We start from the raw sequence: 25,602 nt of genomic DNA, 5'->3' as shown, positions 1-25,602 counted from the left end.
GTGTCCTGCTTCCCTACGTGTTCGTGGTCGCCAGCACTTCTTCGAGTGACGTGACGCCCTGCCTGACCTTCAGCAGCCCCGCTTCGCGCAACGATAGCACGCCGTCCTTGCGCGCCTGCTCGGCAATCTGCAGCGCGGTGCCATGCGCCAGGATGATCTCCTGCATGGCCTCGGTGATCGGCATTACCTGGTAGATGCCGCAGCGGCCCTTGTAGCCACTGCCGTTGCAGCGCTCGCAGCCGACCGGATGCCAGGGCTGCCAGCTGCCGTCCAGGTCGCGCTCGCGGAAGCCCGCTTCCAGCAAGGCCTCGCGCGGGATCTCGCCCTGGCGCTTGCAGGTGCACAGCCGCCGCGCCAGCCGCTGCGCTGTGATCATCAGCACGCTCGACGCAATATTGAACGGGGCCACGCCCATGTTCATCAGGCGGGTCAGCGTGGTCGGCGCGTCGTTGGTGTGCAGCGTCGACAACACCAGGTGGCCGGTCTGCGCGGCCTTGATGGAAATGTCGGCGGTTTCCAGGTCGCGGATCTCACCGACCATGATGATGTCCGGATCCTGGCGCAGGAACGACCGCAGCGCAGCGGCGAAGGTCAGCCCGGCCTTGTCGTTGACATTGACCTGGTTGATCCCCGGCAGCTGGATTTCAGCCGGGTCCTCGGCCGTGGAGATATTGATGTCGCCCTGGTTCAGCAGGTTCAGGAAGGTGTACAGCGAGACGGTCTTGCCGCTGCCGGTGGGGCCGGTCACCAGCACCATGCCGTAGGGGCGCTTGATCACGTCCAGCAGCAGCGCCTTCTGCTCCGGCTCGTAGCCGAGCTGGTCGATGTCGAGCTTGTCGGACGACGATTCCAGGATCCGCATCACGATCTTCTCGCCGAACAGCGTGGGCAGCGTTGACACGCGGAAGTCCACCGCCTTCTCGACGGTTTCCTTGGCATCCTTGTCCTTGGGCAGCGCGATCAGCAGCTTCATGCGGCCGTCCTGCGGCACGCGCTTTTCAGAAATATCCAGGCGCGACAGCACCTTGATGCGGGTCGCGATCTTGTCGCGGATATCCAGCGGCGGGCGCGCGACTTCCTGCAGCACGCCGTCGACGCGGAAGCGGATGCGGTAGAAGGTTTCGAACGGCTCGAAGTGCAGGTCCGAGGCGCCGCGGTGGAAGGCCTCGGTCAGCAGCTTCTGCAGGAAGCGCACCACCGGGGCGTCGTCGATATTGTCGGCCGTGGTGCGGTTGCGCTGGTTGCCGGCGGCGGCCACCGGATCGTATTCGATCAGCTTGCGCTCGGCCTGCACCGGCGAGATGTTCTTCAGCGTGCCCAGCGCCTCGCCGGCGGCGCGCACATGCTTCATCAGCTTGTCGTGCTCGACCACCACCGCTTCGACCGGCAGCTTGTACTTGTCGCGGATCGCGTCCAGGCCGGCCTGGTTGGACGGATCGGAAGTCGCCAGCACCAGCCGGTTCTCGCGCCGGCCCAGCGGCAGCAGCCGGTGGGCATGGAATTCACGGTTGCCGGCCAGCGCCGGCGGCACCTTGGCCAGGTTGTACTGGGCCAGGTCGAGCAGCGGCAGCTGGTACTTGTCCGCGGCGAACAGCGCCAGGTCGTGCGCGCTCATGGTGCCGCTGCCGACGATCTCGTCGATCAGCTGCGATTGCTTTTCACGCGCGGCCTGCTCCAGCTGAGCAAGCAGGGCGGGCGCGATACGCCGGCTCTGGGCCAGGGCAAGTCCGAGTGTCATGGCAGGTGCGCGATGCGGTTAGGCGGTAAGGCGTGCAGGCGAGGGCGGACGGACCCACGTCCCCCGGGCTCGGGGCAGTTTGACGCTGGGGTCACTTTTTGTAAAGGCGATGAGGGCCCGGTATTGGCGTTTGCGCGACACGGGCGCAACCCTACTTGCGCGGGGCTCAGTCCCACGGGGTTGGAACACCAGCATCATGGCAATTTGCGAATTGCCTCAATCCCCATTGGTCCCTGGACCAGCCATGCTTCCCGGCGTGGTGGCTCGCCGGCATCGCGGCGATGCCTGATCTGTTATAGAGTCAAAAATGAGTGTATAACATCGCATGAGGCGAAACTACAAGATGCCGAACTAATGAAATACCTGAGGGCACAAAGGAATGGACACGATGACCGCTGAAGATCTGCTGCATGCCCTTGGCGAGTTGCCCCCGCGGGAGCGCATCACGTTCTTCACACTGATCGGGCAGCAAGCCTTTGGCGATGAGAACTTCTCGCACGAGGAAGTCTTCGGCCATCTGGCGGAGGAGGATTTCACCGCGGCAGAGGCTGCCCAGTACCTCGAAATCTCGATGGCTACCTTCCGCCGGCTGGTGCGCGATGGCAAGGTGGCGCCACGGGCGGAAGTCGGGCGCAGCCAGCTTTTCTCCGTCGCGCAGCTGAAGGCATTCAAGCGACAGCGCAAAGCCATCAAGGGCTGAGGAGGAGGGGTAGAAAGACAAAAAGCCGAACCAACTTTCGTTGATTCGGCTTCTTAAATCTGGTCGGGGTGAGAGGATTCGAACCTCCGGCCTCTACGTCCCGAACGTAGCGCTCTACCAGGCTAAGCTACACCCCGATTTGGTTTGCTGGCAAACGCTTCAGCGTCAGCAGCAAAGAACGTAAGTTTAGCAGCGTTTTTTTGGGAATGGAAGAGGGTGGAGGGAAACGCGCGCATCCCGCCGCGGCCCTCCCGCCGCCCGTCGCGGTTCAGGACTGGCGCTGCAGCGAGAACGCGCAGAGCTGGATCAGCGTTTCCTTCAGCTCGGACGGCGGAAACTGCCGCGCCGCCTGCTCGGCGGCTTCGGCTTCGCGCCGTGCGGCTTCGAAGGTGACCTCGAGCGCGCCGCTGGCATGGATCGCGGCAAAGACCGCGTCGAAATGCTCGGTGCCGCCCTGCACGATCGCGTCGCGCGCCAGCTGGCGCTGCTCGGCCGTGCCGTGTTCCATCAGGTGCAGCAGCGGCAGGGTGGGCTTGCCTTCGCGCAGGTCGTCGCCGGCGTTCTTGCCCATCTGCTCGGCGCTGGCGGTGTAGTCCAGCATGTCATCGATCAGCTGGAAGGCGGTGCCGATGCGGCGGCCGTATTCGGCGGCGGCTTCTTCCATCTGCGCGTCGGCGCCGGCCAGCACGGCGCCCAGCTGCGCGGCGGCCTCGAACAGCTTGGCGGTCTTGTAGCGGATCACCTGCAGGTAGCGCTCGACGGTGACGTCGGGGTCGTGCATGTTCAGCAACTGCAGCACCTCGCCCTCGGCGATCACGTTGGTCGCGTTCGACAGGATCTCCATGATGCGCATGCTGCCGGCATCGACCATCATCTGGAACGCGCGCGAATAGAGGAAGTCGCCCACCAGCACGCTGGCGGCGTTGCCGAATACCGCGTTGGCGGTATCGCGCCCGCGCCGCAGCTCGGACTCGTCGACGACATCGTCGTGCAGCAGGGTGGCGGTGTGGATGAATTCCACGACGGCGGCCAGCTCATGGTGGCGATTGCCGTCATAGCCCATCGCGCGCGCCGTCAGCAGCAGGATCACCGGGCGCAGGCGCTTGCCGCCGGCACCGATGATGTATTCGCCGATCTGTTCGATCAGCGGGACTTCGGAAGACAGCCGCTGGCGGATAACAGCATCGACCGCGCGCATGTCTGCAGCGACCGGGGCAAGCAAGGCAGTGGCGGAAGGCTGGGGCAAGATGATCACCGTTACGCAAAACCGGTCGATTATATGCGATGCACGCGGCGTTCTACGCATGGCCCGCATTGTTGCCGGGCGATGGCTTCAGGGTTTGCGCGCAGCGGCGCCGGCGAGCGGCGCCACTATAATGCGGCCATGGACAAGCCCGTACCCCGCCGCCAACTGCGCCGCACCGCCTGGTGGGTGGCGTTTGCCGCACTGGCGGGGTTCCTTCTGGCCGATCTGACCTGAACGGACAGCCGGCGATTGTGCCGGCCGCGCCGCTCACAGGCTATGTGCCTGTTTTCTTTGCAGTTTTCCCCGATCTCGTTTACAATTCCCGGTTTCCTCCGGTAGTCGCTCGCCTTGCGGGTTCTTGCCGGTCGGGAGATAACCGGGCCGCATCGCGCGGCTTCGGCGTTTTATTCACATCCGAGAGGTTCGACAATGTACGCGGTCGTAAAAACCGGCGGCAAGCAATACAAGGTTGCTGCTGGCGAAAAACTGAAAGTAGAACAGATACCGGCAGACATTGGCGCAGAAATCACGCTCGACCAGGTGCTCGCAGTGGGCGCCGGCGACCAAATCAAGTTTGGTACGCCGCTGGTGAGCGGGGCTTCCGTCAAGGCTACCGTTATCTCCCAGGGTCGTCACGACAAGGTGAAGATCTTCAAGATGCGCCGTCGCAAGCACTACCAGAAGCGTCAGGGCCATCGTCAGAATTACACCGAACTGCGCATCGAAGCGATCGTTGCCTGATCGATCGAGCGTAATCCGGTAAAGCGACAGGAGTAAGACATGGCACAGAAAAAAGGCGGCGGTTCCACGCGGAACGGCCGTGATTCCGAATCGAAGCGTCTGGGCGTGAAGGTGTTTGGTGGCCAGGCCATCAACGCCGGCGGCATCATCATCCGCCAGCGCGGTACCCGCGTGCATGCCGGCGACAACGTCGGCGTGGGCAAGGACCACACGCTGTTCGCCCTGGTCGACGGCCACGTGCAGTTCGCCGTCAAGGGCCCTGCCAAGAAGCAGCAAGTCAGCGTCGTCCCGGCGGCCTGATCAAAGCCTTTGCAGCATGAAAGGCCCCGCAACGCTTGCGGGGCTTTTTCTTTTCTGGCGAAGTAAACTACGCCGGCGGCCGGTCTGCCGATCCATCACGGAAAACCCATCATGAAGTTCATCGACGAAGCCCGAATCGAAGCCATCGCCGGCAACGGCGGCAATGGCAGCGCCTCGTTCCGGCGCGAGAAGTTTGTGCCCTTCGGCGGCCCGGATGGTGGCGACGGCGGCCGCGGCGGCAGCGTGTTCGCCGTGGCGGACCGCAATATCAATACGCTGATCGACTTCCGCTACGCCAAGAAGCACGTGGCCAGGAACGGCGAGAATGGCCGCGGCTCCGATTGCTACGGCGCGGCTGGCGAAGACATTACGCTGCGCATGCCGGTGGGCACGCTGATCACCGACATGGACACCGGCGAGGTCATCGCCGACCTGACCGAGCATGGCCAGCGCGTGTGCCTGGCCGAAGGCGGCATGGGCGGCTGGGGCAATCTGCACTTCAAGTCCAGTACCAACCGCGCGCCGCGCCAGCAGGTCGACGGCAAGCCGGGCGAGCGCCGCATGCTCAAGCTGGAACTGAAGGTGCTGGCCGACGTCGGCCTGCTGGGCATGCCCAACGCCGGCAAGTCGACCTTTATCTCGCATATCTCCAACGCGCGCCCCAAGGTGGCGGACTATCCGTTCACCACGCTGCACCCCAACCTGGGCGTGGTGCGCGTGGACCACGAGCAATCGTTCGTGGTTGCCGACATCCCCGGCCTGATCGAAGGCGCGGCCGAGGGCGCGGGCCTGGGCCACCAGTTCCTGCGCCACCTGCAGCGCACCGGGCTGCTGCTGCATATCGTCGACCTGGCGCCGTTCGACGAAGCGGTCGACCCGGTCGCCGAGGCCAAGGCCATCGTCAACGAGCTGAAGAAGTACGACGAAACCCTGTACGACAAGCCGCGCTGGCTGGTGCTGAACAAGCTCGACATGGTGCCCGCGGACGAGCGCGCCGCCCGCGTCAAGGACTTCCTCAAGCGCTACAAGTGGAAGGGCCCGGTGTTCCAGATCTCGGCGCTGACCGGCGAAGGCTGCCGCGAGCTGATCTATGCGATCAAGGACCACCTGCAGGCGATCAAGGCCGAAGAGGCCGCGGCGCTGGCAGAGCCGGACATCCGCCTGGACGAGCGGCTGCACAACGTCGACCAGGGGCAGGGCGAGGCATAAGAGGGCAACGGTTTGCTCCCCTCTCCCGCCTGCGGGAGAGGGGCGGGGGTGAGGGCGGGGGCCCGATCAGGCGTGGCGCCTTGTCAAACCACCCCTCACCCTGCCCTCTCCCCATGAGGGGAGAGGGGAACACAATGGGGCGGCGCAGTCCCCCGTATAAAACGCGTTCCTAGAGACAGGATTCCCGTCATGCAATCGGTCATCGCGCAGGCAAAGCGCATCGTCGTCAAAGTCGGCTCCAGCCTGGTCACCAACGACGGCAAGGGGCTGGACCACGACGCCATCGCCCGCTGGGCGGCCCAGATCGCCAAGCTGCGCGTGGCCGGCAAGGAAGTGGTGCTGGTCAGTTCCGGCGCCATTGCCGAAGGCATGCAGCGACTCGGCTGGGCGCGCCGTCCGAAGGAAATCCATGAGCTGCAGGCCGCCGCCGCGGTGGGCCAGATGGGGCTGGCGCAGGTCTATGAAAGCCAGTTCGGCCGCTATGGCATCCGCACCGCGCAGGTGCTGCTGACCCACGCCGACCTGGCCGACCGCGAGCGCTACCTGAACGCCCGCTCGACGCTGCTGACGCTCTTGTCGCTGGGCGTGGTGTCGATCATCAACGAGAACGACACCGTGGTCACCGACGAAATCAAGTTCGGCGACAACGACACGCTGGGCGCGCTGGTCACCAACCTGATCGAAGGCGACGCGCTGGTGATCCTGACCGACCAGCGCGGCCTGTACACCGCCGATCCGCGCAAGGACCCGGCCGCGCAGTTCGTCGACGAAGCCCTGGCCGGCACGCCCGAGCTGGAGGCGATGGCCGGCGGCGCGGGCACGTCGATCGGCCGCGGCGGCATGCTGACCAAGATCCTGGCGGCCAAGCGCGCGGCCAAGTCGGGCGCGCATACCACCATCGCCTCGGGCCGCGAGGCCAATGTGCTGGAACGCCTGGCGGCCGGCGAGGCGATCGGCACCCAGCTGCTGGCGCCGACCGGCCGGCTGACCGCGCGCAAGCAGTGGATGGCCGACCACCTGCAGCTGCGCGGCCGCGTGGTGATCGATGCCGGCGCGGTCGAGAAGCTCACCAGCGGCGGCAAGTCGCTGCTGCCGATCGGCGTGGTCGAAGTGCAGGGCGAATTCGCCCGCGGCGAGGTCATTGCCTGCGTCGATGCGCAGGGCAAGGAGGTGGCGCGCGGCATCACCAATTATTCCAGCGCGGAGGCGCGGCTGATCGCGCGCAAGCCGTCGTCCGAGATCGAATCCGTGCTCGGCCACCTGAACGAGCCCGAACTGATCCATCGCGACAACCTGGTTCTGGTCTGAGCGACGCAAACAAAAACGGCGGGACTGCCTGGCAGCCCCGCCGTTTTTTTATGCCCGCTCCGCGCGCTTCAGCGCTTGAGCGGCGCGCGCGATTGCAGCTCGCGCACCATGTCCGCGGGCTTGCCGGCCACGGTGCGGCCCTCGCAGAAGAAATCGATCGCCAGCGTGGCGGCGTAGGCGTTGCTGACGCCGCTCTGCATGCGGTGCCAGGTCTCGCCGTAGTCGCTGGTGTTGGGCACCCACTCGGTGGCGCCCGGCGGCAGGGTCGCATACAGCTTGCGCTCGAACGCGTCGCAGCGCATCCCTTCAAAGGTCACGTTGCGGGCGCCGCTCTGGCTGGTGGTGACGGCGGTGTAGCGCACCACGTTGTCCTTGCCCACCGAAATCGACTTGCTGTCCACCGCGAACGACAGCGTGCCGGTGCCCGCCACCGAGAACGGAATCAGGTTGGCCTCCTGCGGCAATGCCGGCAGCATGGCCTTGGCTTCCTCGAAGGTCTTGGGCGCGAACGGGTTGTTCCAGGTGCTTTCTTCCTCCGCCATCTCCTTGCCGGTGGTCTTGCAGCCGGCCAGCGCCAGGCTGGCCGCGGCAAGCAGCAATGCGGCAGCGCTCAGGCCGCCGCGGCGGCCCACGCCGGTCAAACTAGTCATCAGTGCTCCGTGTAGTGGATACCGGCGTCGCCGGCGAAACGTACTCGGCCGCGGCCGGGGCTTCGGCATTGCCGTCGGCGTCTGCCTGCTGCGCGGCCTGGGCGCGGCTGAGCGCCTGTCCGCGCGGCCCGCCGTGGCGTCCGTGCACGCCGTGGGCAGCATGGGCGCCATGGGTCCCGTACGGGCTGAGCGGCACGCGCGGATGCCGGTTCAGGAAGCGTGACAATTCCGTCAGCGCCATCTGGTAGACATCGCGCTTGAATTCGATCACGGCCTCGAGCGGCACCCAGTAGTGGCTCCAGCGCCAGGCATCGAACTCCGGATGCTCGGTGGCGCGCAGGTGGATGTCGCAGTCCCTGCCGGCCATGCGCAGCAGGAACCAGATTTGTTTCTGGCCCTTGTAGTGGCCGCGGATCTCGCGGCGGATGAACTTGTCCGGCACCTCGTAACGCAGCCAGTCGCGCGTGCGACCGACGATCCTGACGTGCTCCGGAAGCAGGCCGATTTCCTCATGCAGTTCGCGGTACATGGCCTGTTCCGGCGTTTCGCCGTACTTGATGCCGCCTTGCGGAAACTGCCAGGAATGTTCGCCGATTCGCTTGCCCCAGAAAACCTCGTTTCTTGCGTTGAGGAGGATGATGCCGACGTTCGGGCGAAAGCCTTCACGATCGAGCATGACTGCACCTCGAATCCTTTAGAATTACGCTGATTATAAAGGAAGCGCGCAGCCGGGCCCGGACCGGGGGATGGTGGTTTTCCCCGAGCAGAAGGGCAGTTTCAGGCGCGTGCGCATAATTCAGCGCCGCCGGCCCCCCGGATTCTGCCGGGACGGATTTTTCCGACCTCGGCGGCCCAGAGAGAAATTACGGATGAAAGCCTCGCAATTCTTCATTTCCACCCTCAAGGAAGCGCCCGCCGACGCGGAAATCGTTTCGCACAAGCTGATGATGCGCGCCGGCATGATCAAGAAGCTGGGTGCCGGCATCTACAACTACATGCCGATCGGGCTGCGCGTGATCCGCAAGGTGGAAAACATCGTGCGCGAGGAAATGAACCGGGCCGGCGCGGTGGAGCTGTCGATGCCGGTGATCCAGCCGGCCGAGCTGTGGCAGGAGACCGGCCGCTGGGACAAGATGGGCCCCGAGCTGCTGCGCCTGAAGGACCGCCATGAGCGCGACTTCGCGGTCCAGCCGACTTCGGAAGAAGTGGTGACCGACATCGCCCGCTCCGAGATTCGCAGCTACAAGCAGCTGCCGGTCAATTTCTACCAGATCCAGACCAAGTTCCGCGACGAGCGCCGGCCGCGCTTCGGCATCATGCGCGGGCGCGAGTTCACCATGAAGGACGCTTACTCCTTCGACCGCGACACCGACGGCCTGCGCAAGTCGTACGAGAACATGTACGACGCCTATGTGCGCATCTTCCGCCGCTTCGGGCTGGAATTCCGCGCCGTGGCGGCCGACAACGGCGCCATCGGCGGCTCGGGCTCGCATGAGTTCCACGTCATCGCCGAGACCGGCGAAGACGCCATCGTCTATTGCCCCACCTCGGCCTACGCCGCCAACATGGAGGCCGCCGAGGCGCTGCCGCTGGTGGCCGAGCGCGCCGCGCCCACGCAAGACCTGGTCAAGACCTTCACTCCGGAGAAGGTCAAGTGCGAGCAGGTCGCCGAATTCCTGAACGTTCCGCTGGAGACCAACGTCAAGTCGATCGTGCTCGCCACCGACGGCGACGCCGGCACCCAGATCTGGCTGCTGCTGATCCGCGCCGACCACGAGCTGAACGAGGTCAAGGCGTCCAAGGTGCCGGGGCTGGCGGACTTCCGCTTTGCCACCGAGAACGAGATCGTCGAAGCCTTCGGCTCTCCCCCCGGCTACCTCGGCCCGATCGACATGAAGAAGCCGGTCAAGGTGGTCGCCGACCGCACCGTCGCCAACATGAGCGACTTTATCTGCGGCGCCAACTACCGCGACTACCACTACACCGGCGTCAACTGGGGCCGCGACCTGCCCGAGCCGATCGTCGCCGACCTGCGCAACGTGGTGGCGGGCGACGCCTCGCCGGACGGCCAGGGCACGCTGGAAATCTGCCGCGGCATCGAGGTGGGCCACGTGTTCATGCTGGGCACGCGCTACTCGGAATCGATGAACGCCACCTTCCTGGACGAGAACGGCAAGACCCGGCCGATGCAGATGGGCTGCTACGGCATCGGCATCACCCGCATCCTGGGCGCGGCGATCGAGCAGAACTTCGATGAGCGCGGCATCATCTGGCCGGCCGCGATCGCCCCGTTCGCGGTGGTGATCTGCCCGGTGGGTTACGACCGCTCCGAAGCCGTCAAGGCCGAGGCCGACCGCATCCATGCCGAGCTGCTCGCCGCCGGCGTCGACGTGATCCTGGACGACCGCGGCGAGCGCCCGGGCGTGATGTTTGCCGACTGGGAGCTGATCGGCGTGCCGCACCGCGTGGTGGTGGGCGACCGCGGCCTGAAGGAAGGCAAGGTCGAGTACCAGGGCCGGCGCGACGCGCAGGCCACCGCCGTCGGCGTGGCCGAAGTGGTCGGCCACGTGCGCAGCCTGCTGGCGAACTGAGCCCCATGCGCGCCGTCCGCGGCACGACCGCCGCAGCCGCCGCCCGCCGCCTGGCGGGCGCGCTGCTGGTATCTCTGCTGGTAGCCCTGCTGGCCCTGGCGGCCACGGCGGCGCACGCCGGCGCGCAGAAGGAAGAAGACCTGGCCGATTCGGTGCGCGGCGCGCTGGCCGCGGCCATTGCCGATGACCGGCCGTTGCGGCCGGTGTTCGCGTCCGGCGGCGAGCGCCTGGCCTACCTGAAGTGGCTGGGCGAGATGTCGGCGCGGCTGGCGTCGCGCATCCCCGAGCCGCAGGTGCGGGTCGAACTGATCGAGGTGGCCTACTACGAGGCCAAGCGCGCCGGCCTTGAGCCCGCGCTGGTGCTGGGCCTGATCCAGGTCGAAAGCAACTTCCGCAAGTACGCGATCAGCTCGGCCGGGGCGCGCGGGCTGATGCAGGTGATGCCGTTCTGGGTGCGCACCATTGGCGACAGCGACGCGCGCAAGCTGTTCCACCTGCAGAGCAACCTGCGCTACGGCTGCACCATCCTGCGCTACTACCTGGACCGCGAGCAGGGCGACCTGTACCTGGCGCTGGGCCGCTACAACGGCAGCCGCGGCCGCCCGGAATATCCCAACGCGGTGCTGGCGGCGTGGAAGCGCTGGCAGTATTCCGAAGCCACCGTCACCGTGGCCGGCGATGCCGAGCTCGCGCCGTCGCGCCCGCGCGCGCCGGTGGCGGAGCCGGCTGCCGGCAACCCGTTCTCGTCGCAGCGCGTCGCAGCCAATCCGTCATGATCCGCGAAGCCTCCGTTGCCGGCGGCAAGGCCGGCTACACCGAATCCTCGCCCGAACTCGAACAATGGCTGGCCCGGCATATCGCCCAGGGCTTTGCCGCCGATGCGCTGGTGCTGTCGATGCTGCGCTCGGGCTATGACGACGCCTTCGCGCGCCGCGCCGTCGCCGCCGCGTTTGCCCGCGACACCGGCGTCGAAGCGCCGGCACGGCCCGCGCACGCTGATACCGCCGTGGCTGGCACGCCCGAGGTCTACGCCGCCGATGGCGGCGACCGCCGGGTGCCTGTCCTGTTCCGGCTGGCGGCGCCGCAGGTGCAGCTGTTCCAGCAGCTGCTGAGCGACGACGAGTGCGACGCGCTGGTGGCGCTGTCGCGCGGCCGGCTGGCGCGCTCGCCGGTGGTCAATCCCGACACCGGCGACGAGAACCTGATCGATGCCCGCACCAGCATGGGCGCGATGTTCCAGGTGGCCGAGCACGCCCTGATCGCACGCATCGAGGCCCGCATCGCCGCGGTCACCGGGGTGCCGGCCGAGCACGGCGAGGGTTTGCAGATCCTCAACTACAAGCCGGGCGGCGAGTACCAGCCGCACTTCGACTACTTCAACCCGCAGCGCCCCGGCGAAGCGCGGCAGCTGTCCGTCGGCGGGCAACGCATCGCCACCCTGGTGATCTACCTGAACACCCCCGAGGCAGGCGGCGCCACCGCGTTCCCGCGCGTGGGCCTGGAGGTGGCGCCGGTCAAGGGCAACGCGGTCTACTTCAGCTACCTGCTGCCCGACGGCGCGCTAGACGACCGCACCCTGCACGCCGGCCTGCCGGTGGCCGCCGGCGAAAAGTGGATCGCCACCAAATGGCTGCGCGAACGCCCGTACCGCAGCGCGGCGTGAGCCGCCCCATGACCGAGCCCGCCCCGGCCGCCAGCGTCTGGTGGGCGGGGCCTACGGCGTCGGCCATCCGGCGATGGCCGCGCGCTTCGGGCGTTCGGTGCGGTGGGTGGAGCGCCTGACGGGAGCCGTGCTGTGGCTGCTGGCACTGGGCGTCGCCTGGCACGCGCTGCGGGCAAGCTGACTGGCGCCGGGGGCGGCCCTGTATCGGCGCATTTCCTCTCAAGTGTACCGGTACTGTACTGTTAAGTGGCCGTAGACTGATTTCCCGCAAACGTAGTGGAACGCCCCTGGAGTCAGTCATGGAAGTGTCGCAGTTCGCCGCCGGCACCGGTGTCTTTGCCGCCTTTGCCGGCTTTGCGCTGGTGTCGTCGATCACCCCCGGTCCCAACAATACGATGCTGCTCGCCTCCGGCGTCAACTTCGGCTTCCTGCGCACGGTGCCGCACCTGCTGGGCGTCAGCATCGGCTTTGCGCTGATGGTGGGGCTGGTCGGGCTGGGGCTGGGATCGCTGTTCCACGCATTCCCCTGGACCTGGCAGGTGCTGCGCGTGGTGGCGACGGTCTACCTGGTCTGGCTGGCCTGGAAGCTGGCCACGGCCGGCGGCGTGCAGGACCGCCAGGTGGCGCGGCCGATGGGCTTCTGGGCCGCCGCGGCGTTCCAGTGGGTCAACCCCAAGGCGTGGGTGATGGCCGTGGGCGCGTGCAGCACCTATGTGCTGCACGGCAACCTGTGGCTCAACGTGCTGCTGCTGTCGGGGATCTTCGGGGTGGTGAACCTGCCCAGCGTGGCGATGTGGGCGCTGTGCGGCTCGGCGCTGCGGCGCTGGCTGGCGCGGCCGAGGGTGCTGCGCGCGTTCAATATCGGGATGGCGGTGTTGCTGCTGGCGTCGCTGTGGCCGATCCTGGGGACGCACCAGGCGTAGATGATGCTGCTTGCCTTCAAGAACAGATTGCGTGCTCCCTCTCCCGCCTGCGGGAGAGGGTTGGGGTGAGGGCCGGAATATCCACGAAGTACGGCCGGTGGTATGCCAGTGCCTACCCTCACCCCCGGCCTCTCTCCCGCAGGCGGGAGAGGGGAGCAAACCGAGAGGCGATCAGTCTCAAACCAGCGCCCGGATCGAATCCAGATTCCGCCAGTACCCCTTCGCATCCATCCCGCATCCGAACACATAGCGGTCCGGCACCGCAAAGCCGCAGAAATCCGGATGCATCGGCTTGGCCTTGCTCAGCGTCTTCTCGCACAGCACCGCGGCGTGGAATTCGCGGGCGCCCATGTCCATGATGCGCTGGCGGATGGCGGCCATGGTCTCGCCTTCATCGAGGATGTCGTCCAGCACCAGCACCACGCGGTCCTTGACCGATTCGCGCGGGGCCACGCGCCATTGCATCTCGCCGCCGACGGTCTTGTTGTTGTAGCGCGAGAGGTGGATGTAGTCGAACTCCAGCGGAAACGCCAGCTTGGGCAGCAGCATGCCGGTGAAGACCACCGCGCCGCCCATCACCGACAGCACCAGCGGGAAGTCATTGCCCATCCTGGCGGTGATGTCCGCGGCCATGCGGTCCAGCGAAGCCCGGACTTCCGCGGCGGAGACGATTTCTTCGGAATTGGCCCACAGCTCGCGGGCCTGTTCGGCGCTCATCATGATGTCTTTCCTGTTCTTTTGCGGGGGAGGCTGTGCGGTACGGCAGCAGGCGTCAGCGGTTGAAGAGGCCCTTCATGCCGCCCTTCATCGCGCCCATCTGGCGCATCATCTTCATCATGCCGCCGCCCTTGAGCTTCTTCATCATGGACTGCATCTGGTCGAACTGGTTGAGCAGGCGGTTGACCTCCTGCACCGGCACGCCGGCGCCCGCGGCAATGCGGCGCTTGCGGCTGGCCTTGATCAGGTCCGGCTTGGCGCGCTCGGCCGGGGTCATGCTGTTGATGATGCCTTCCATGCGCGCCACCTGCTTCTCGGCCTGGTCCATGTTGGCGCCCTGCGCCTGCTGGGCGAACTGCGCCGGCAGCTTGTCGACCAGGCTGCCCAGGCCGCCCATCTTCTTCATCTGGCCGATCTGCGCCTTGAAGTCTTCCAGGTCGAAGTCGCCGGTCTTCTTGATCTTCTTGGCCAGCTTCTCGGCCGCTTCCATGTCCACGCCGCGCTGGGCTTCCTCGACCAGCGCGAGGATGTCGCCCATGCCCAGGATGCGCTGGGCCATGCGGTCGGGGTAGAAGGGCTCCAGGCCATCGAGCTTTTCGCCGACGCCGACGAACTTGATCGGGCGCCCGGTGATATGGCGCACCGACAGCGCCGCGCCGCCGCGCGCATCGCCGTCCAGCTTGGTCAGCACCACGCCGGTCAGCGGCAATGTGTCATTGAACGCCTTGGCGGTGTTGACCGCGTCCTGGCCCAGCATGGCGTCGACCACGAACAGGGTTTCGGCGGGCTTCAGCTCGGCGTGCAGCGCGGCGATTTCCTGCATCATCGCCTCGTCGATACCGAGGCGGCCGGCGGTGTCGACGATCAGCACGTCGTGGTAATGCTTGCGCGCCCAGTCCACCGCCGCGCGGGCGATGTCGACCGGCTTCTGGTCCGGCTGCGACGGGAAGAACTCGGCGCCGACCTGCTCGGACACGGTCTTCAGCTGGGCAATGGCGGCGGGGCGGTAGACGTCGCAAGAAACCGTCAGCACCTTCTTCTTTTTGTTTTCCTTGAGCCACTTGGCCAGCTTGCCCACGGTGGTGGTCTTGCCCGCGCCCTGCAGGCCGGCCATCAGGATGATGGCGGGCGGCTGCACCGCCAGGTTCAGCTCGGCTTCCTTGTTGTTGCCGCTGGCGGCATCGGCGCCGCCGATCACCGCGGTCAGCTCGCGCTGGACCACGCCGACCAGCGCCTGGCCCGGGGTCAGGCTGCTGACCACCTCTTCGCCCATGGCCTTTTCCTTTACGCGGGCGACGAATTCGCGCACGACCGGCAGCGCCACGTCGGCTTCGAGCATGGCAAGGCGCACTTCGCGCAGCATCTCGGCAGTGTTGGCCTCGGTCAGGCGCGCCTCGCCGCGCATGGTCTTGACCACACGCGCCAGGCGTTGAGTGAGATTGTCCAGCATGGCAGGAATCGGGGGAAAAGTCGGAGCAGGGCTCGGGGCTGAAATCGGAGGCAGTCCGGCGCACGGCGCGGGCCTGGAACACCGGCTACACCGGTTCAAGCGGGCCGCCACCGTCCGTGGGCACTAAGGTAAACTGCGTAAATGGTCATTGTACTGTATGCCCTGACGGCACTTCTCTATTGCGGCCTCGCCTGGCACGGCTGGGCCACGCGCCATCCGCGCGTGGCAACGGCTGCCGGCGCGGCCGGCGGTTCGGCCGCGGCCGTGCTGGTGGCGGGCGGCGGGCCCATCCCCCCGTCCGGCGGCGCGCACGGCGAAGGGCGCCCGGCCTGGTGGCACGTGCTGATGCTGGCGGCGCTGGCCAGCCACGGCATGCTGCTGCACGAAACCATCTTCCCGGCCGAGCGCATGATGTTCGGCTTTGCCTTTGCGCTGTCGGCCATGCTGTGGCTGGGCGTGGGCATCTACTGGATCGAGAGCTTCTTCTTCTCGCTGGCGGGGCTGGGCCTGATCGTGATCCCGGTGGCGCTGGTGGCCAGCCTGATGCCGCTGGCCTTTCCCGGCGCGCAGATCCTGGGCTACGCCGCGCGGCCGCTGTTCAAGCTGCATTTCATCATCGCCAACGTGGCCTACGGGCTGTTCACGCTGGCCGCGTTCCACGCCTTCCTGATGCTGCTGGCCGAGCGGCGCCTGCACGGCTTCCGCCACGCGCCGGCGCGCAGCGCCGAACAGCAGCCCAGCCAGTGGCTGGGGCGCTGGCTGGACCTGCTGCCGCCGCTGCTGACGCTGGAGAAGTTGCTGTTCCGGCTGATCGGCGCAGGCTTCGTGCTGCTGACGCTGACCATCGGCTCGGGCCTGCTGTTCTCCGAAGAACTGTTCGGGCGCGCCTTCCGGCTGGACCACAAGACCGTGTTCGCGCTGATCTCGTGGGCCATGTTCGGCGGCATCCTGGCCGGGCGCGTCTTCCGCGGCTGGCGCGGCAAGGTGGCGCTGCGCTGGGTCATCGCCTCGTTCGGCATCCTGCTGCTGGCCTATGTCGGCAGCCGTTTCGTGATTGAAGTGGTCCTGCACCGGCTCTGATTTTCCATGGCACGTATCCTGATCCTGCTGGCCGTGGTGCTGGGCATCTTCTGGTGGCTGCGCGCGCGCGCCGAGGCCCGGCTGGCCGAACACCGCGCGCGCCAGGCGCGCGAGGCCAGCGCGCACGCCGCCGCCGGCACGCCCGATGCCAGCGCCGAGCGCATGGTCCAGTGCGCCCAGTGCGGCGTGCACCTGCCGCAGGGCGACGCCATTGCCTGGCGCGGCCTGCACTACTGCCGGCGCAGCCACCTGCCCGATGAAAGCCGCACCGAAAGCCGCACCGAAGGCAGCGACGGCAGCAGCGGCAGCGACGGCAGCGGCCCGCGCCCATGACCCAGCCGGCGCCGTCGGCCTGGCAGCGGCTGAACGCCTGGCGCGGCCTGGCGCAGCTGTGGCGCCAGCCCGAGCCGCCTGACTTCCACTGGCGCCTGCTGCGCTATTTCTGCTGGACCCGCGTTGCCGTGGGCCTGCTGCTGGTCGGCTTTGCGCTGATGCGGCGCGGCGAGCCGGCCACGGGCGCCGCCACCACGGCCGCCACCACGGCCGCTTCCCCCATCACTGCCGCCATCCCCGCCTTGCCCTTTGGCCTGGACGCCATGGGCGGGATCGAGCATGCCGCGGCCATGGCCGTCGCCGTCCCTTACCTTGCCATTGCCCTGGCAATGCTGGCCGGCACGCTGTGGCGCCGGCATTTCCACCTGCGCGTGCGGGTGCAGGTGCTGGCCGACCTGGCGCTGCTGGCGCTGGTCTTCAGCGTGCTGGGGCGCGGCGGGCATGCCGAGGGCCTGGCCATGATCTTCCTGCTGCCGGCGCTGGAGGCGGGCGCGCTGACCAGCCTGCTGTTCGCGCTGTTTGCCGCGGCGCTGTCGGCGCTGGTGGTGATGAGCGGGCCGTTCATGCACACCATCCTGCTGCGCCAGGCCGATGCCGGGCTGCTGGGCTCGGGCCTGTTCGGGCTGGTGTTCATGATCGCCGCGCTGCTGATGTATATGCTGGCCAACCGCCAGATCGCGCAGGAGCGCCTGGCGCTGGCGCGCGAGCAGGAGCTGCGCCTGCAGCAGCTGGTCAACCGGCTGATGGTCAACGACATGCAGGACGGTGTGATGCTGGTGCGTGCCAACGGCGCGGTGGTGGCCGCCAACCCCGCGGCGGTGGTGCTGCTGGGCGTGCAGCCGCATGAGCGCATCTACTCGCGCAAGCTGGGTGGCGCGCCGGCAGGCCAGGCCGCGCAGGGCGGCGGCGACGCCGTGCTGTTCGACCTGCGCCGCATCCCGCGCCTGCAGCCGCTGATGGAGATGCTGCGCGACTGGCTGCGCAGCAAGGACGACGTGCCGCGCATCCTGCAGCTGCTGCCGATGGCCTCGGGCGCAGCGCTGGCCGACGGCACCATGCAGCACACCCGGCTGCGGCTGCGCTTCGTGCTGCCGGGGCTGGCCGGGCTGCGCTCGACCATGGCGCATGGCCGCACCGTGCCGGCCGCGCTGGACACCGCCGCGTGGAACGAGCTGTCGCCCGAAGCCGCCGGCCGCCTGCGGCTGGCCATCGCGCAGAACGAGGCCATGGCCTGGTCGCAGGAGGATGAAGCGCTGCTGCGCAGCGAGATGCGCGACACCGTGCTGGTCCATATCGAGAGCTGGGAACGCATCGCCGAGCAGGTGCAGCAGGAAAAGCTGGCCGCCATGGGCCGGCTGGTGGCCAGCATCGCGCACCAGATCCGCAATCCGCTGGCGGCGATCAGCCAGGCCAGCGAGCTGCTGGGCGATTCCGGCCGGCACGGTCCCGCGCAGGAGCCCGCCGCGCAAGAGCAGGGCGGCGCCGATGTCGATATCGATGCCCGCCTGCTGCGCATCATCCACGACAACGTGCGCCGGCTGGACCAGGTGGTGGCCGACGTGCTGCAGATGTCGCGCCGCCCGCGCACCGGCCGCAGCACCGTGCACCTGGCGCAGGCGCTGCCGGAGATCGTCGAGCGCTGGCGCGCCGAAATGCGCCAGCGCCGCCCGCGCGCCGGCGAGACCCGCCCGGCCGGCCGCGCCGACATCAACGCCAATGCCATCCGCCTGACCGTCGACGTGGCCCAGCCGGTGGTGTTCGACGCCTCGCAGCTGCAGCAGGTGCTGGGCAACCTGCTGGACAATGCCTGGCGCTACTGCAGCCGGCTGCCGGGCTCGATCCGGCTGCTGGCCCACGCGCTGGACCAGCACCATGCCGAGCTGATCGTCTGGAACGACGGCGCCGAGGTGGCGCGCGAACACCAGCGCAGCCTGTTCGAGCCGTTCTTCACCAGCAACGCCCAGGGCACCGGGCTGGGCCTGTTCATGGCGCGCGAGCTGTGCGGCGCCAATGACGCCCAGGTGCGCTACGGCGCCATCTCGCTGCCCGCGCTGATCGAGCGCACCGGCGTGCTGGCCCCCGCCGCGCGCGCTACACTGCCGGCCAAGGCCTTCGTGCTGACGCTGCGCATCGAGAGCGCCGAAGCCGCCGCGGCGGCCGCCATCTGAACCGTCTCCATCCCGCCACCCCTCATGCCATCCCGAATGTCCCGCGCGCCCGATCCCATCCTGGTCATCGACGACGAGGCCGACCTGCGCGAGCTGCTGGACATCTCGATCCGCCGCATGGGCCATGACGTGGTGCTGGCCGGCTCGCTGGCCGAGGCGCGCGACAAGCTGGCGCAGGGCCGCTACAGCCTGGTGCTGACCGACATGCGCCTGGGCGACGGCCTGGGCATCGAGATCGTGCGCCATCCACGCCACCAGCGCGCGCGCCGCGCACCCGTTCGTCGCCGTCAACTGCGGCGCCATCCCCGAGAACCTGATGGAGTCCGAATTCTTCGGCTACGTCAGAGGGGCCTTCACCGGCGCCGACGCCGAGCGCGGCGGCTTCTTCCAGGCCGCCAACGGCGGCACGCTGTTGCTCGACGAGGTGGCCGACCTGCCGCTGCCGATGCAGGTCAAGCTGCTGCGCGCGCTGCAGGAGCGGCGCGTGCGCAAGATCGGCGCGAGCCGCGAAGACGCCGTCGACGTGCGCGTGATGTGCGCCAGCCACAAGGACCTGGCCGCGATGGTGGCCGCCGGGCAGTTCCGGCAAGACCTGTATTACCGCCTGAACGTGCTGGCGCTGCGCATGCCCACGCTGCGCGAGCGCGGCGAAGACATCCCGGTGCTGGCGCGCGCCATCCTGGACCACCTGGCGGTGCGCTACGGCGACCCGCACCCCAAGCGGCTGTCGCCGGCGGCGCTGCAGCGGCTGGTGGCCTATCCGTTCCCGGGCAATGTGCGCGAGCTGGAAAACCTGCTCGAGCGCGCTTACGCGTTTGCCGAGAGCCAGGACATCGAACTGGCCGACCTGGGCCCGCTGGACGCCGGCGCCGGCCGCGCCGGGCTGATGCACGCGCCGGCGCCGGCGATGGTGCCGCAGCCGACGGCGCCATACGCTTACGCGCCCTGGGGCACTGCAGCGGTTGCGGCCGCGCCGGCCGCCGCCACGCCGGCGCCGGTTCCAGCGGAGCCGCCACCGCCGACAGCCCCCGCCCATGCCGAGCCCGAGCCCGAGCCCGCCGGCGACCCGGCCGAGCGCGCCTGCCGCGGCATCGTCTTCCCGATCGACCTGCCGGCCAGGCTGGAAGCCGTCGAGCGCGAACTGATCCTGCAGGCGCTGGCGCAGACCAATTTCAACCGCACCGCGGCCGCGCCGCTGCTGGGCCTGAACCTGCGCCAGCTGCGCTACCGCATCCAGCAACTGGGCATCCGCGAAGCCATGGACGCCGCCGACCGCAGCGCGGTGGAAGGCGAGGGCACGCCATGACCGCGCCCGCGCGCTCTTCCTATCTGCCCGACGCCGACGGCTGGGTACCCGCCGCACGCCGCGTGCCGTCGCCCAATTTCGACGCGCGCCCGGACGGCATGCCGGTGGACCTGGTGGTGCTGCACAACATCAGCCTGCCGCCCGGCCAGTTCGGCAGCGGCGACATCGAGGCCTTTTTCCAGAACCGGCTCGATCCGAATAAGCACCCGTTCTTTGCCACCATCCACCAGGTGCAGGTGTCCGCGCACTTCCTGGTCACCCGCACCGGGGAACTGGTGCAGTTCGTGCCCTGCACGCAGCGGGCCTGGCATGCCGGGCAGTCAGACTTCTTCGGCCGCGCGCGCTGCAACGATTTTTCCATCGGCATCGAGATCGAAGGCAGCGACGACCTGCCCTTCACCGCCGCCCAGTACGACACCGTGGCCGCGCTGGTGCCCGCGCTGATGGCCGCCTACCCGGTGCGCGCGATTGCCGGCCACAGCGACATCGCCCCCGGTCGCAAGACCGATCCCGGCCCGCATTTCGACTGGGCGCGGTTTGCACGGCAGGCAGGGGTGGCGCCGGGCATGCTGCCCTACCGGTGTCCGGGGCCCGCCGCCGACGTGACGGATTCTTAACGTCATTCCATGACAGGTGTGCGTCATTCCGGCGCCCATGCCCCACGTCGGTGTGGGGCTATCGCAACCTCGCAACAATCAAAAAAATTTTTGTGAAATGTGCAGTTGCGAACGGTCTGGCCGAAACCCTTGCGAGTACTAGGCTTGCGGGCATGTGGCGCTGCCGCACAGCCGCCGGCGTGCCCGAAATAGCGGTTGTCAAGACTGGTCATTCGGATTCGTTTCACTATACTTAGCCCAGTTTTCCGCATCACACACTATATCTAGTAGTCAAACCGGGGAGCCGGCCCCATGAGCGAGGCAGCAGCCGCGAAGTTCGCGCATCGACTGCAAACCTCCCCGCAAGGCCAGCGAATCACAAGAGTCCCTGGCGAAATGTTCACGTAAAGGCAGTCTGTCCGCACCCGCTTTCGAGCCGGGAGGGACGTTCTTTTCGCCGCATTTCGCCAGGGACTCTTTTGTCTCTTATTTCCAGGGTAAAAACAGGAGTTCTCATGCAAACGGCCCAGAACGAAATCACCACGGGTGGCGCCGCCACCGGCGTTGCCAGCCAGGCCCCGACCACGCAGCAGACCCCCAGCGCAGCGACCACGAATTACCCGGATCACAAGATCATTCGTCGCAACGGTGCCGTGGTGGCGTTCGAGCCGTCCAAGATCGCCGTCGCCATGACCAAGGCCTTCCTCGCCGTCAACGGCGGGCAGGGCGCGGCTTCGGCGCGCGTGCGCGAGATCGTCGAGCAGCTGACCGGCAACGTGGTGCGCGCGCTGGTGCGCAGCCGCCCGAGCGGTGGCGCCATCCATATCGAAGACGTGCAGGACCAGGTGGAGCTGTCGCTGATGCGCTCGGGCGAGCATGAAGTGGCCCGCGCCTACGTGCTGTACCGCGAAAAGCGCAAGGACGAGCGCGCGCAAGCCAACGCGCAGGCCGTGGCCCGCGTGCAGGAAGGCAGCATCAGCGTCAACGTGACCGACGCCGGCGTGACCAGGCCGCTGGACGTGGCCGCGCTGCACGCGCTGATCGACAACGCGTGCTCGGGCCTGGGCAATGCCGTGAGCGCCGAGCCCATCCTGAAGGAAACGCTGAAGAACCTGTACGAAGGCGTGCCGATGACGCAGGTGTACGACTCCGCCATCCTGGCCGCGCGTACCCTGATCGAAAAGGACCCGGCCTACAGCCAGGTCACCGCCCGCATCCTGCTGCACACCATCCGCAAGGAAATCCTGGGCGCCGAAGTCACGCAGTCGGAAATGTCCTCGCGTTACGCCGAGTACTTCCCCAAGTTCATCGCCCGCGGCATCGAAGCCGAGCTGCTGGACGAGAAGCTGGCCACCTTCGACCTGGCCCGCCTGGGCGCCGCGCTGGATGCCGGCCGCGACTTCCAGTTCAACTACCTGGGCCTGCAGACCCTGTACGACCGCTACTTCCTGCATATCGATGAAACCCGCATCGAAATGCCGCAAGCCTTCTTCATGCGCGTGGCCATGGGCCTGGCGCTCAACGAGAAGGACCGCGAAGCGCGCGCGATCGAGTTCTACCAGCTGCTGTCGTCGTTCGACTTCATGTCGTCCACGCCGACGCTGTTCAACTCTGGCACGCGCCGCTCGCAGCTGTCGTCGTGCTACCTGACCACCGTGTCGGACGACCTGGAAGGCATCTACGAAGCGCTGAAGGAAAACGCGCTGCTGTCCAAGTTCGCCGGCGGCCTGGGCAATGACTGGACCAATGTGCGCGCGCTGGGCTCGCACATCAAGGGCACCAACGGCAAGAGCCAGGGCGTGGTGCCGTTCCTGAAGGTGGTGAACGACACCGCCGTCGCCGTGAACCAGGGCGGCAAGCGCAAGGGGGCGGTCTGCGCCTACCTGGAAACGTGGCACCTGGACATCGAAGAGTTCCTGGAACTGCGCAAGAACACCGGCGACGACCGCCGCCGCACCCACGACATGAACACGGCCAACTGGATCCCGGACCTGTTCATGAAGCGCGTGATGGAAGGCGGCGAATGGACCCTGTTCTCGCCCGCCACCTGCCCGGACCTTCACGACAAGGTCGGCAAGGAATTCGAAAAGGCCTACCTGGGCTACGAAGCCAAGGCCGCCAGCGGCGAACTGAAGCTGTTCAAGAAGCTGCCCGCGCTGCAACTGTGGCGCAAGATGCTGGGCATGCTGTTCGAGACCGGCCACCCGTGGATCACCTTCAAGGATCCGTGCAACATCCGCAGCCCGCAGCAGCACGTCGGCGTCGTCCACAGCTCCAACCTGTGCACGGAAATCACGCTGAACACCAACGACAGCGAAATCGCCGTCTGCAACCTGGGCTCGGTCAACCTTGTAGCCCACCTGGCTAAGCAGGCCGACGGTTCGTACGCACTGGATCACGCCAAGCTGCAGAAGACCATCCGCACCGCCATGCGGATGCTGGATAACGTCATCGACATCAACTACTACGCCGTCGACAAGGCCCGCAACTCCAACCTGCGCCACCGTCCGGTCGGCATGGGCATCATGGGCTTCCAGGACTGCCTGCACGTGCTGCGCACCCCGTACGCCAGCGACGCCGCGGTCAAGTTCGCCGACACCTCGATGGAAGCCGTGTGCTACTACGCCTACCAGGCGTCGACCGAGCTGGCCGAAGAGCGCGGCCGCTACAGCACCTATGAAGGCTCGCTGTGGGACCGCGGCATCCTGCCGCAAGACTCGCTCAAGCTGCTGGCCGAAGAGCGCGGCGGCTACCTGGAAGTGGACCTGTCCAGCACCATGGACTGGGACGCGCTGCGCGCCCGCATCAAGCAGCACGGCATGCGCAACTCGAACTGCATCGCGATCGCCCCGACCGCGACCATCTCGAACATCATCGGCGTGTCCGCCTGCATCGAGCCGACCTTCCAGAACCTGTACGTCAAGTCCAACCTGTCGGGCGAGTTCACCGTGGTCAACGACTACCTGGTGCGCGACCTGAAGGAACGCGGCCTGTGGGACGAGGTGATGGTTGCCGACCTGAAGTACTTCGACGGCTCGCTGGCCCGCATCGACCGCATCCCGCAAGACCTGCGCGACATCTACGCCACCGCGTTCGAAGTCGAGCCGACCTGGCTGGTCGAAGCCGCCAGCCGCCGCCAGAAGTGGATCGACCAGGCCCAGTCCCTGAACATCTACATGGCCGGCGCCTCGGGCAAGAAGCTGGACGACACCTACAAGCTGGCCTGGCTGCGCGGCCTGAAGACCACCTACTACCTGCGCACCATGGCGGCCACCCACGTGGAAAAGTCCACCGTGTCGCGCGGCTCGCTGAACGCCGTGTCGTCGGGCAGCGACAGCGGCTCCGCCCTGGACGCCGCCGCCGCATCGGCCCCGGCCATGCCGGAAGCCGAAGGCGCGGTCTGCACGATGCGCCCGGGCGACCCCGGCTTCGAAGAATGCGAAGCCTGCCAATAAGGCAATAGAAGCAACAGAGTAAAAAGCCACCCTCGGTTTGCTCCCCTCTCCCGCTCGCGGGAGAGGGGCCGGGGGTGAGGGCCGGCGCCACCACGAAGTGAAGCGTCAAATCCGACCAAACCGCCGCCCCCAAACCGAATCACGGAGAACCACACCATGCTGAGCTGGGACGACGACGTTCAAGCCACCCCGCAGGCCGCACCGCAGCCTGCCCTGCAACCCGCCGCAGTTTCGGATACCGCGGCCGCCACCGCCGACCAGCAAGGCATCCTGCCGCCGAGCGCCACGCAAGCCGGCATCCTGGGCAACAACCCCAACGCCGCCGCCGCGCAAAGCACCCGCCGCGTCAACGCCGCCGACAAGCGCGTGATCAACGGCGCCACCGACGTCAACCAGCTCGTCCCGTTCAAGTACAAGTGGGCGTGGGAAAAATACCTGGCCGGCTGCGCCAACCACTGGATGCCGCAGGAAATCAACATGTCCCGCGACATCGCCCTGTGGAAAGACCCCAACGGCCTGACCGAAGACGAGCGCCGCATCATCAAGCGCAACCTCGGCTTCTTCGTCACCGCCGACTCGCTGGCCGCCAACAACATCGTGCTGGGCACCTACCGCCAGATCACCGCGCCGGAATGCCGCCAGTACCTGCTGCGCCAGGCCTTCGAAGAGGCCATCCACACCCACGCCTACCAGTACATCGTTGAATCGCTCGGCCTGAACGAAGCCGAGATCTTCAACGCGTACCACGAAGTGCAGTCGATCCGCGACAAGGATGAGTTCCTGATCCCGTTCATCGACACGCTGACGGATCCGTCATTCAAGACCGGCACGCCGGAAAACGATCAGAAGCTGCTGAAGAGCCTGATCGTGTTCGCCTGCATCATGGAAGGGTTGTTCTTCTATGTGGGCTTTACGCAGATTCTGGCGATGGGGCGGCAGAACAAGATGACTGGGGCTGCGGAGCAGTATCAGTACATCTTGCGGGATGAGTCGTTGCACTGCAATTTTGGGATTGATCTGATTAATCAGATCAAGCTGGAGAATCCGCATCTTTGGACGGCGGAGTTTAAGGCTGAGATTACTGAGCTGTTCAAGAAGGCGGTGGACCTGGAGTATCGCTATGCGGAGGACACGATGCCGCGCGGGGTGCTGGGGTTGAATGCGCCGATGTTTAAGGGGTACCTGCGGTTCATTTGCAATCGGCGGTGCCAGCAGATTGGGTTGGATCAGTTGTTCGCGAATGAGGAGAATCCGTTCCCTTGGATGAGCGAGATGATCGACTTGAAGAAGGAGAGGAACTTCTTTGAGACGCGCGTCATTGAGTATCAGACGGGTGGGGCGTTGTCTTGGGATTAAACAATCCTAAGAGTTGAGCAAAGAAAGGGGCCAAATTGGCTCCTTTCTTACTTTTTCGAGGCATAATTTACG

Annotated in this window: 22 protein-coding genes, 1 tRNA gene and 1 pseudogene; 17 read left to right on the top strand and 7 right to left on the bottom strand. The window is 66.9% G+C overall.

The features are described from left to right. Positions 1–13: 13 nt before the first annotated feature. The gene (gene pilB / locus CBM2594_RS14620) at positions 14–1,738 is read right to left on the bottom strand and encodes a type IV-A pilus assembly ATPase PilB (protein WP_116357457.1); all 1,725 of its coding nucleotides are present in this window, start codon (positions 1,736–1,738) and stop codon (positions 14–16) included. Positions 1,739–2,126: 388 nt separating this feature from the next. Between pilB and CBM2594_RS14615 the strand changes: the two genes are divergently transcribed. Continuing rightward, entirely contained in the window at positions 2,127–2,438 is a 312-nt protein-coding gene (locus CBM2594_RS14615) for a helix-turn-helix domain-containing protein (RefSeq protein WP_232346615.1), read from the top strand. A gap of 60 nt (positions 2,439–2,498) precedes the next feature. Here CBM2594_RS14615 and CBM2594_RS14610 read toward each other — a convergent pair. Both CBM2594_RS14610 and ispB read right to left on the bottom strand, forming a co-directional pair. Next, positions 2,499–2,575, bottom strand: a tRNA-Pro gene (locus CBM2594_RS14610). 131 nt (positions 2,576–2,706) lie between these two features. Beyond that, on the bottom strand, positions 2,707–3,636 hold the full coding sequence (gene ispB / locus CBM2594_RS14605; protein ID WP_116357455.1) for an octaprenyl diphosphate synthase: 930 nt from the start codon (positions 3,634–3,636) through the stop codon (positions 2,707–2,709). A gap of 477 nt (positions 3,637–4,113) precedes the next feature. On the opposite strand from ispB, the gene rplU reads away from it, so the two are divergent. The 4 genes from rplU (at position 4,114) to proB (ending at position 7,242) form a co-directional block, all read left to right on the top strand. Next, the gene (gene rplU / locus CBM2594_RS14600) at positions 4,114–4,425 is read left to right on the top strand and encodes a 50S ribosomal protein L21 (RefSeq protein ID WP_006576525.1); all 312 of its coding nucleotides are present in this window, start codon (positions 4,114–4,116) and stop codon (positions 4,423–4,425) included. Positions 4,426–4,464: 39 nt separating this feature from the next. Beyond that, positions 4,465–4,725: a 50S ribosomal protein L27 gene (gene rpmA, locus CBM2594_RS14595; protein ID WP_010814747.1), complete on the top strand. Its 261-nt coding sequence runs from the start codon at positions 4,465–4,467 to the stop codon at positions 4,723–4,725. Positions 4,726–4,836: 111 nt separating this feature from the next. Continuing rightward, complete coding sequence (gene obgE / locus CBM2594_RS14590) at positions 4,837–5,934, top strand: GTPase ObgE (RefSeq protein WP_116357454.1); 1,098 nt, start codon at positions 4,837–4,839, stop codon at positions 5,932–5,934. Positions 5,935–6,123: 189 nt separating this feature from the next. Then, on the top strand, positions 6,124–7,242 hold the full coding sequence (gene proB, locus CBM2594_RS14585) for a glutamate 5-kinase (RefSeq protein ID WP_116357452.1): 1,119 nt from the start codon (positions 6,124–6,126) through the stop codon (positions 7,240–7,242). A gap of 68 nt (positions 7,243–7,310) precedes the next feature. Here proB and CBM2594_RS14580 read toward each other — a convergent pair whose 3' ends face one another. Both CBM2594_RS14580 and CBM2594_RS14575 read right to left on the bottom strand, forming a co-directional pair. Next, the gene (locus tag CBM2594_RS14580) at positions 7,311–7,892 is read right to left on the bottom strand and encodes a CNP1-like family protein (protein WP_116357451.1); all 582 of its coding nucleotides are present in this window, start codon (positions 7,890–7,892) and stop codon (positions 7,311–7,313) included. Beyond that, positions 7,885–8,568 carry an RNA pyrophosphohydrolase gene (locus CBM2594_RS14575; protein ID WP_116357450.1) on the bottom strand — a complete coding sequence of 228 codons (684 nt, stop codon included), beginning with the start codon at positions 8,566–8,568 and terminating at the stop codon, positions 7,885–7,887. Before CBM2594_RS14575 ends, CBM2594_RS14580 begins: the two co-directional genes overlap by 8 nt. A 193-nt stretch (positions 8,569–8,761) precedes the next feature. Here CBM2594_RS14575 and CBM2594_RS14570 point away from each other — a divergent pair, with 193 nt between their 5' ends. The 5 genes from CBM2594_RS14570 (at position 8,762) to CBM2594_RS14550 (ending at position 13,069) form a co-directional block, all read left to right on the top strand. Beyond that, complete coding sequence (locus tag CBM2594_RS14570) at positions 8,762–10,483, top strand: proline--tRNA ligase (RefSeq protein ID WP_116357449.1); 1,722 nt, start codon at positions 8,762–8,764, stop codon at positions 10,481–10,483. A gap of 5 nt (positions 10,484–10,488) precedes the next feature. Continuing rightward, positions 10,489–11,259 (top strand): transglycosylase SLT domain-containing protein, encoded by a 771-nt coding sequence (locus CBM2594_RS14565; protein ID WP_116357448.1) that lies wholly within the window; start codon positions 10,489–10,491, stop codon positions 11,257–11,259. Further along, positions 11,256–12,146: a 2OG-Fe(II) oxygenase gene (locus CBM2594_RS14560; protein WP_116357447.1), complete on the top strand. Its 891-nt coding sequence runs from the start codon at positions 11,256–11,258 to the stop codon at positions 12,144–12,146. Before CBM2594_RS14565 ends, CBM2594_RS14560 begins: the two co-directional genes overlap by 4 nt. A 40-nt stretch (positions 12,147–12,186) precedes the next feature. Further along, complete coding sequence (locus tag CBM2594_RS14555) at positions 12,187–12,327, top strand: hypothetical protein (RefSeq protein WP_232346614.1); 141 nt, start codon at positions 12,187–12,189, stop codon at positions 12,325–12,327. 118 nt (positions 12,328–12,445) lie between these two features. After that, positions 12,446–13,069, top strand: a complete 624-nt coding sequence (locus CBM2594_RS14550) for a LysE family translocator (protein ID WP_116357446.1) — start codon at positions 12,446–12,448, stop codon at positions 13,067–13,069. A gap of 177 nt (positions 13,070–13,246) precedes the next feature. On the opposite strand, the gene CBM2594_RS14545 is transcribed toward CBM2594_RS14550, so the two are convergent. Both CBM2594_RS14545 and ffh read right to left on the bottom strand, forming a co-directional pair. Next, the gene (locus CBM2594_RS14545; protein ID WP_116357445.1) at positions 13,247–13,789 is read right to left on the bottom strand and encodes a hypoxanthine-guanine phosphoribosyltransferase; all 543 of its coding nucleotides are present in this window, start codon (positions 13,787–13,789) and stop codon (positions 13,247–13,249) included. Between the two features lie 52 nt (positions 13,790–13,841). Next, complete coding sequence (gene ffh / locus CBM2594_RS14540; protein WP_116357444.1) at positions 13,842–15,236, bottom strand: signal recognition particle protein; 1,395 nt, start codon at positions 15,234–15,236, stop codon at positions 13,842–13,844. Positions 15,237–15,377: 141 nt separating this feature from the next. Here ffh and CBM2594_RS14535 point away from each other — a divergent pair, with 141 nt between their 5' ends. From CBM2594_RS14535 to CBM2594_RS14505, 7 genes and pseudogenes are all read left to right on the top strand, one after another. Further along, on the top strand, positions 15,378–16,316 hold the full coding sequence (locus CBM2594_RS14535) for a cytochrome C assembly family protein (RefSeq protein ID WP_116357443.1): 939 nt from the start codon (positions 15,378–15,380) through the stop codon (positions 16,314–16,316). Positions 16,317–16,322: 6 nt separating this feature from the next. Continuing rightward, on the top strand, positions 16,323–16,649 hold the full coding sequence (locus tag CBM2594_RS14530) for a PP0621 family protein (protein WP_116357442.1): 327 nt from the start codon (positions 16,323–16,325) through the stop codon (positions 16,647–16,649). After that, the gene (locus CBM2594_RS14525) at positions 16,646–18,817 is read left to right on the top strand and encodes a sensor histidine kinase (protein ID WP_116357441.1); all 2,172 of its coding nucleotides are present in this window, start codon (positions 16,646–16,648) and stop codon (positions 18,815–18,817) included. The genes CBM2594_RS14530 and CBM2594_RS14525 overlap by 4 nt, the downstream gene beginning before the upstream one ends. A gap of 24 nt (positions 18,818–18,841) precedes the next feature. Next, positions 18,842–20,123, top strand: a pseudogene (locus CBM2594_RS27005) (sigma 54-interacting transcriptional regulator). Further along, the gene (gene ampD / locus CBM2594_RS14515; RefSeq protein WP_116357440.1) at positions 20,120–20,740 is read left to right on the top strand and encodes a 1,6-anhydro-N-acetylmuramyl-L-alanine amidase AmpD; all 621 of its coding nucleotides are present in this window, start codon (positions 20,120–20,122) and stop codon (positions 20,738–20,740) included. Before CBM2594_RS27005 ends, ampD begins: the two are co-directional and overlap by 4 nt. A gap of 494 nt (positions 20,741–21,234) precedes the next feature. Next, on the top strand, positions 21,235–24,174 hold the full coding sequence (locus CBM2594_RS14510) for a ribonucleoside-diphosphate reductase subunit alpha (protein ID WP_116357439.1): 2,940 nt from the start codon (positions 21,235–21,237) through the stop codon (positions 24,172–24,174). Between the two features lie 156 nt (positions 24,175–24,330). Further along, the gene (locus CBM2594_RS14505; protein WP_116357438.1) at positions 24,331–25,530 is read left to right on the top strand and encodes a ribonucleotide-diphosphate reductase subunit beta; all 1,200 of its coding nucleotides are present in this window, start codon (positions 24,331–24,333) and stop codon (positions 25,528–25,530) included. The last annotated feature ends 72 nt before the right edge of the window (positions 25,531–25,602 follow it).

It is taken from the genome of Cupriavidus taiwanensis (genome assembly GCF_900249755.1).
Lineage (GTDB): Bacteria > Pseudomonadota > Gammaproteobacteria > Burkholderiales > Burkholderiaceae > Cupriavidus > Cupriavidus taiwanensis_D.
Note: the sequence above shows the minus strand (reverse complement) of the source record. Positions and strands in the feature narration are given on the sequence as shown.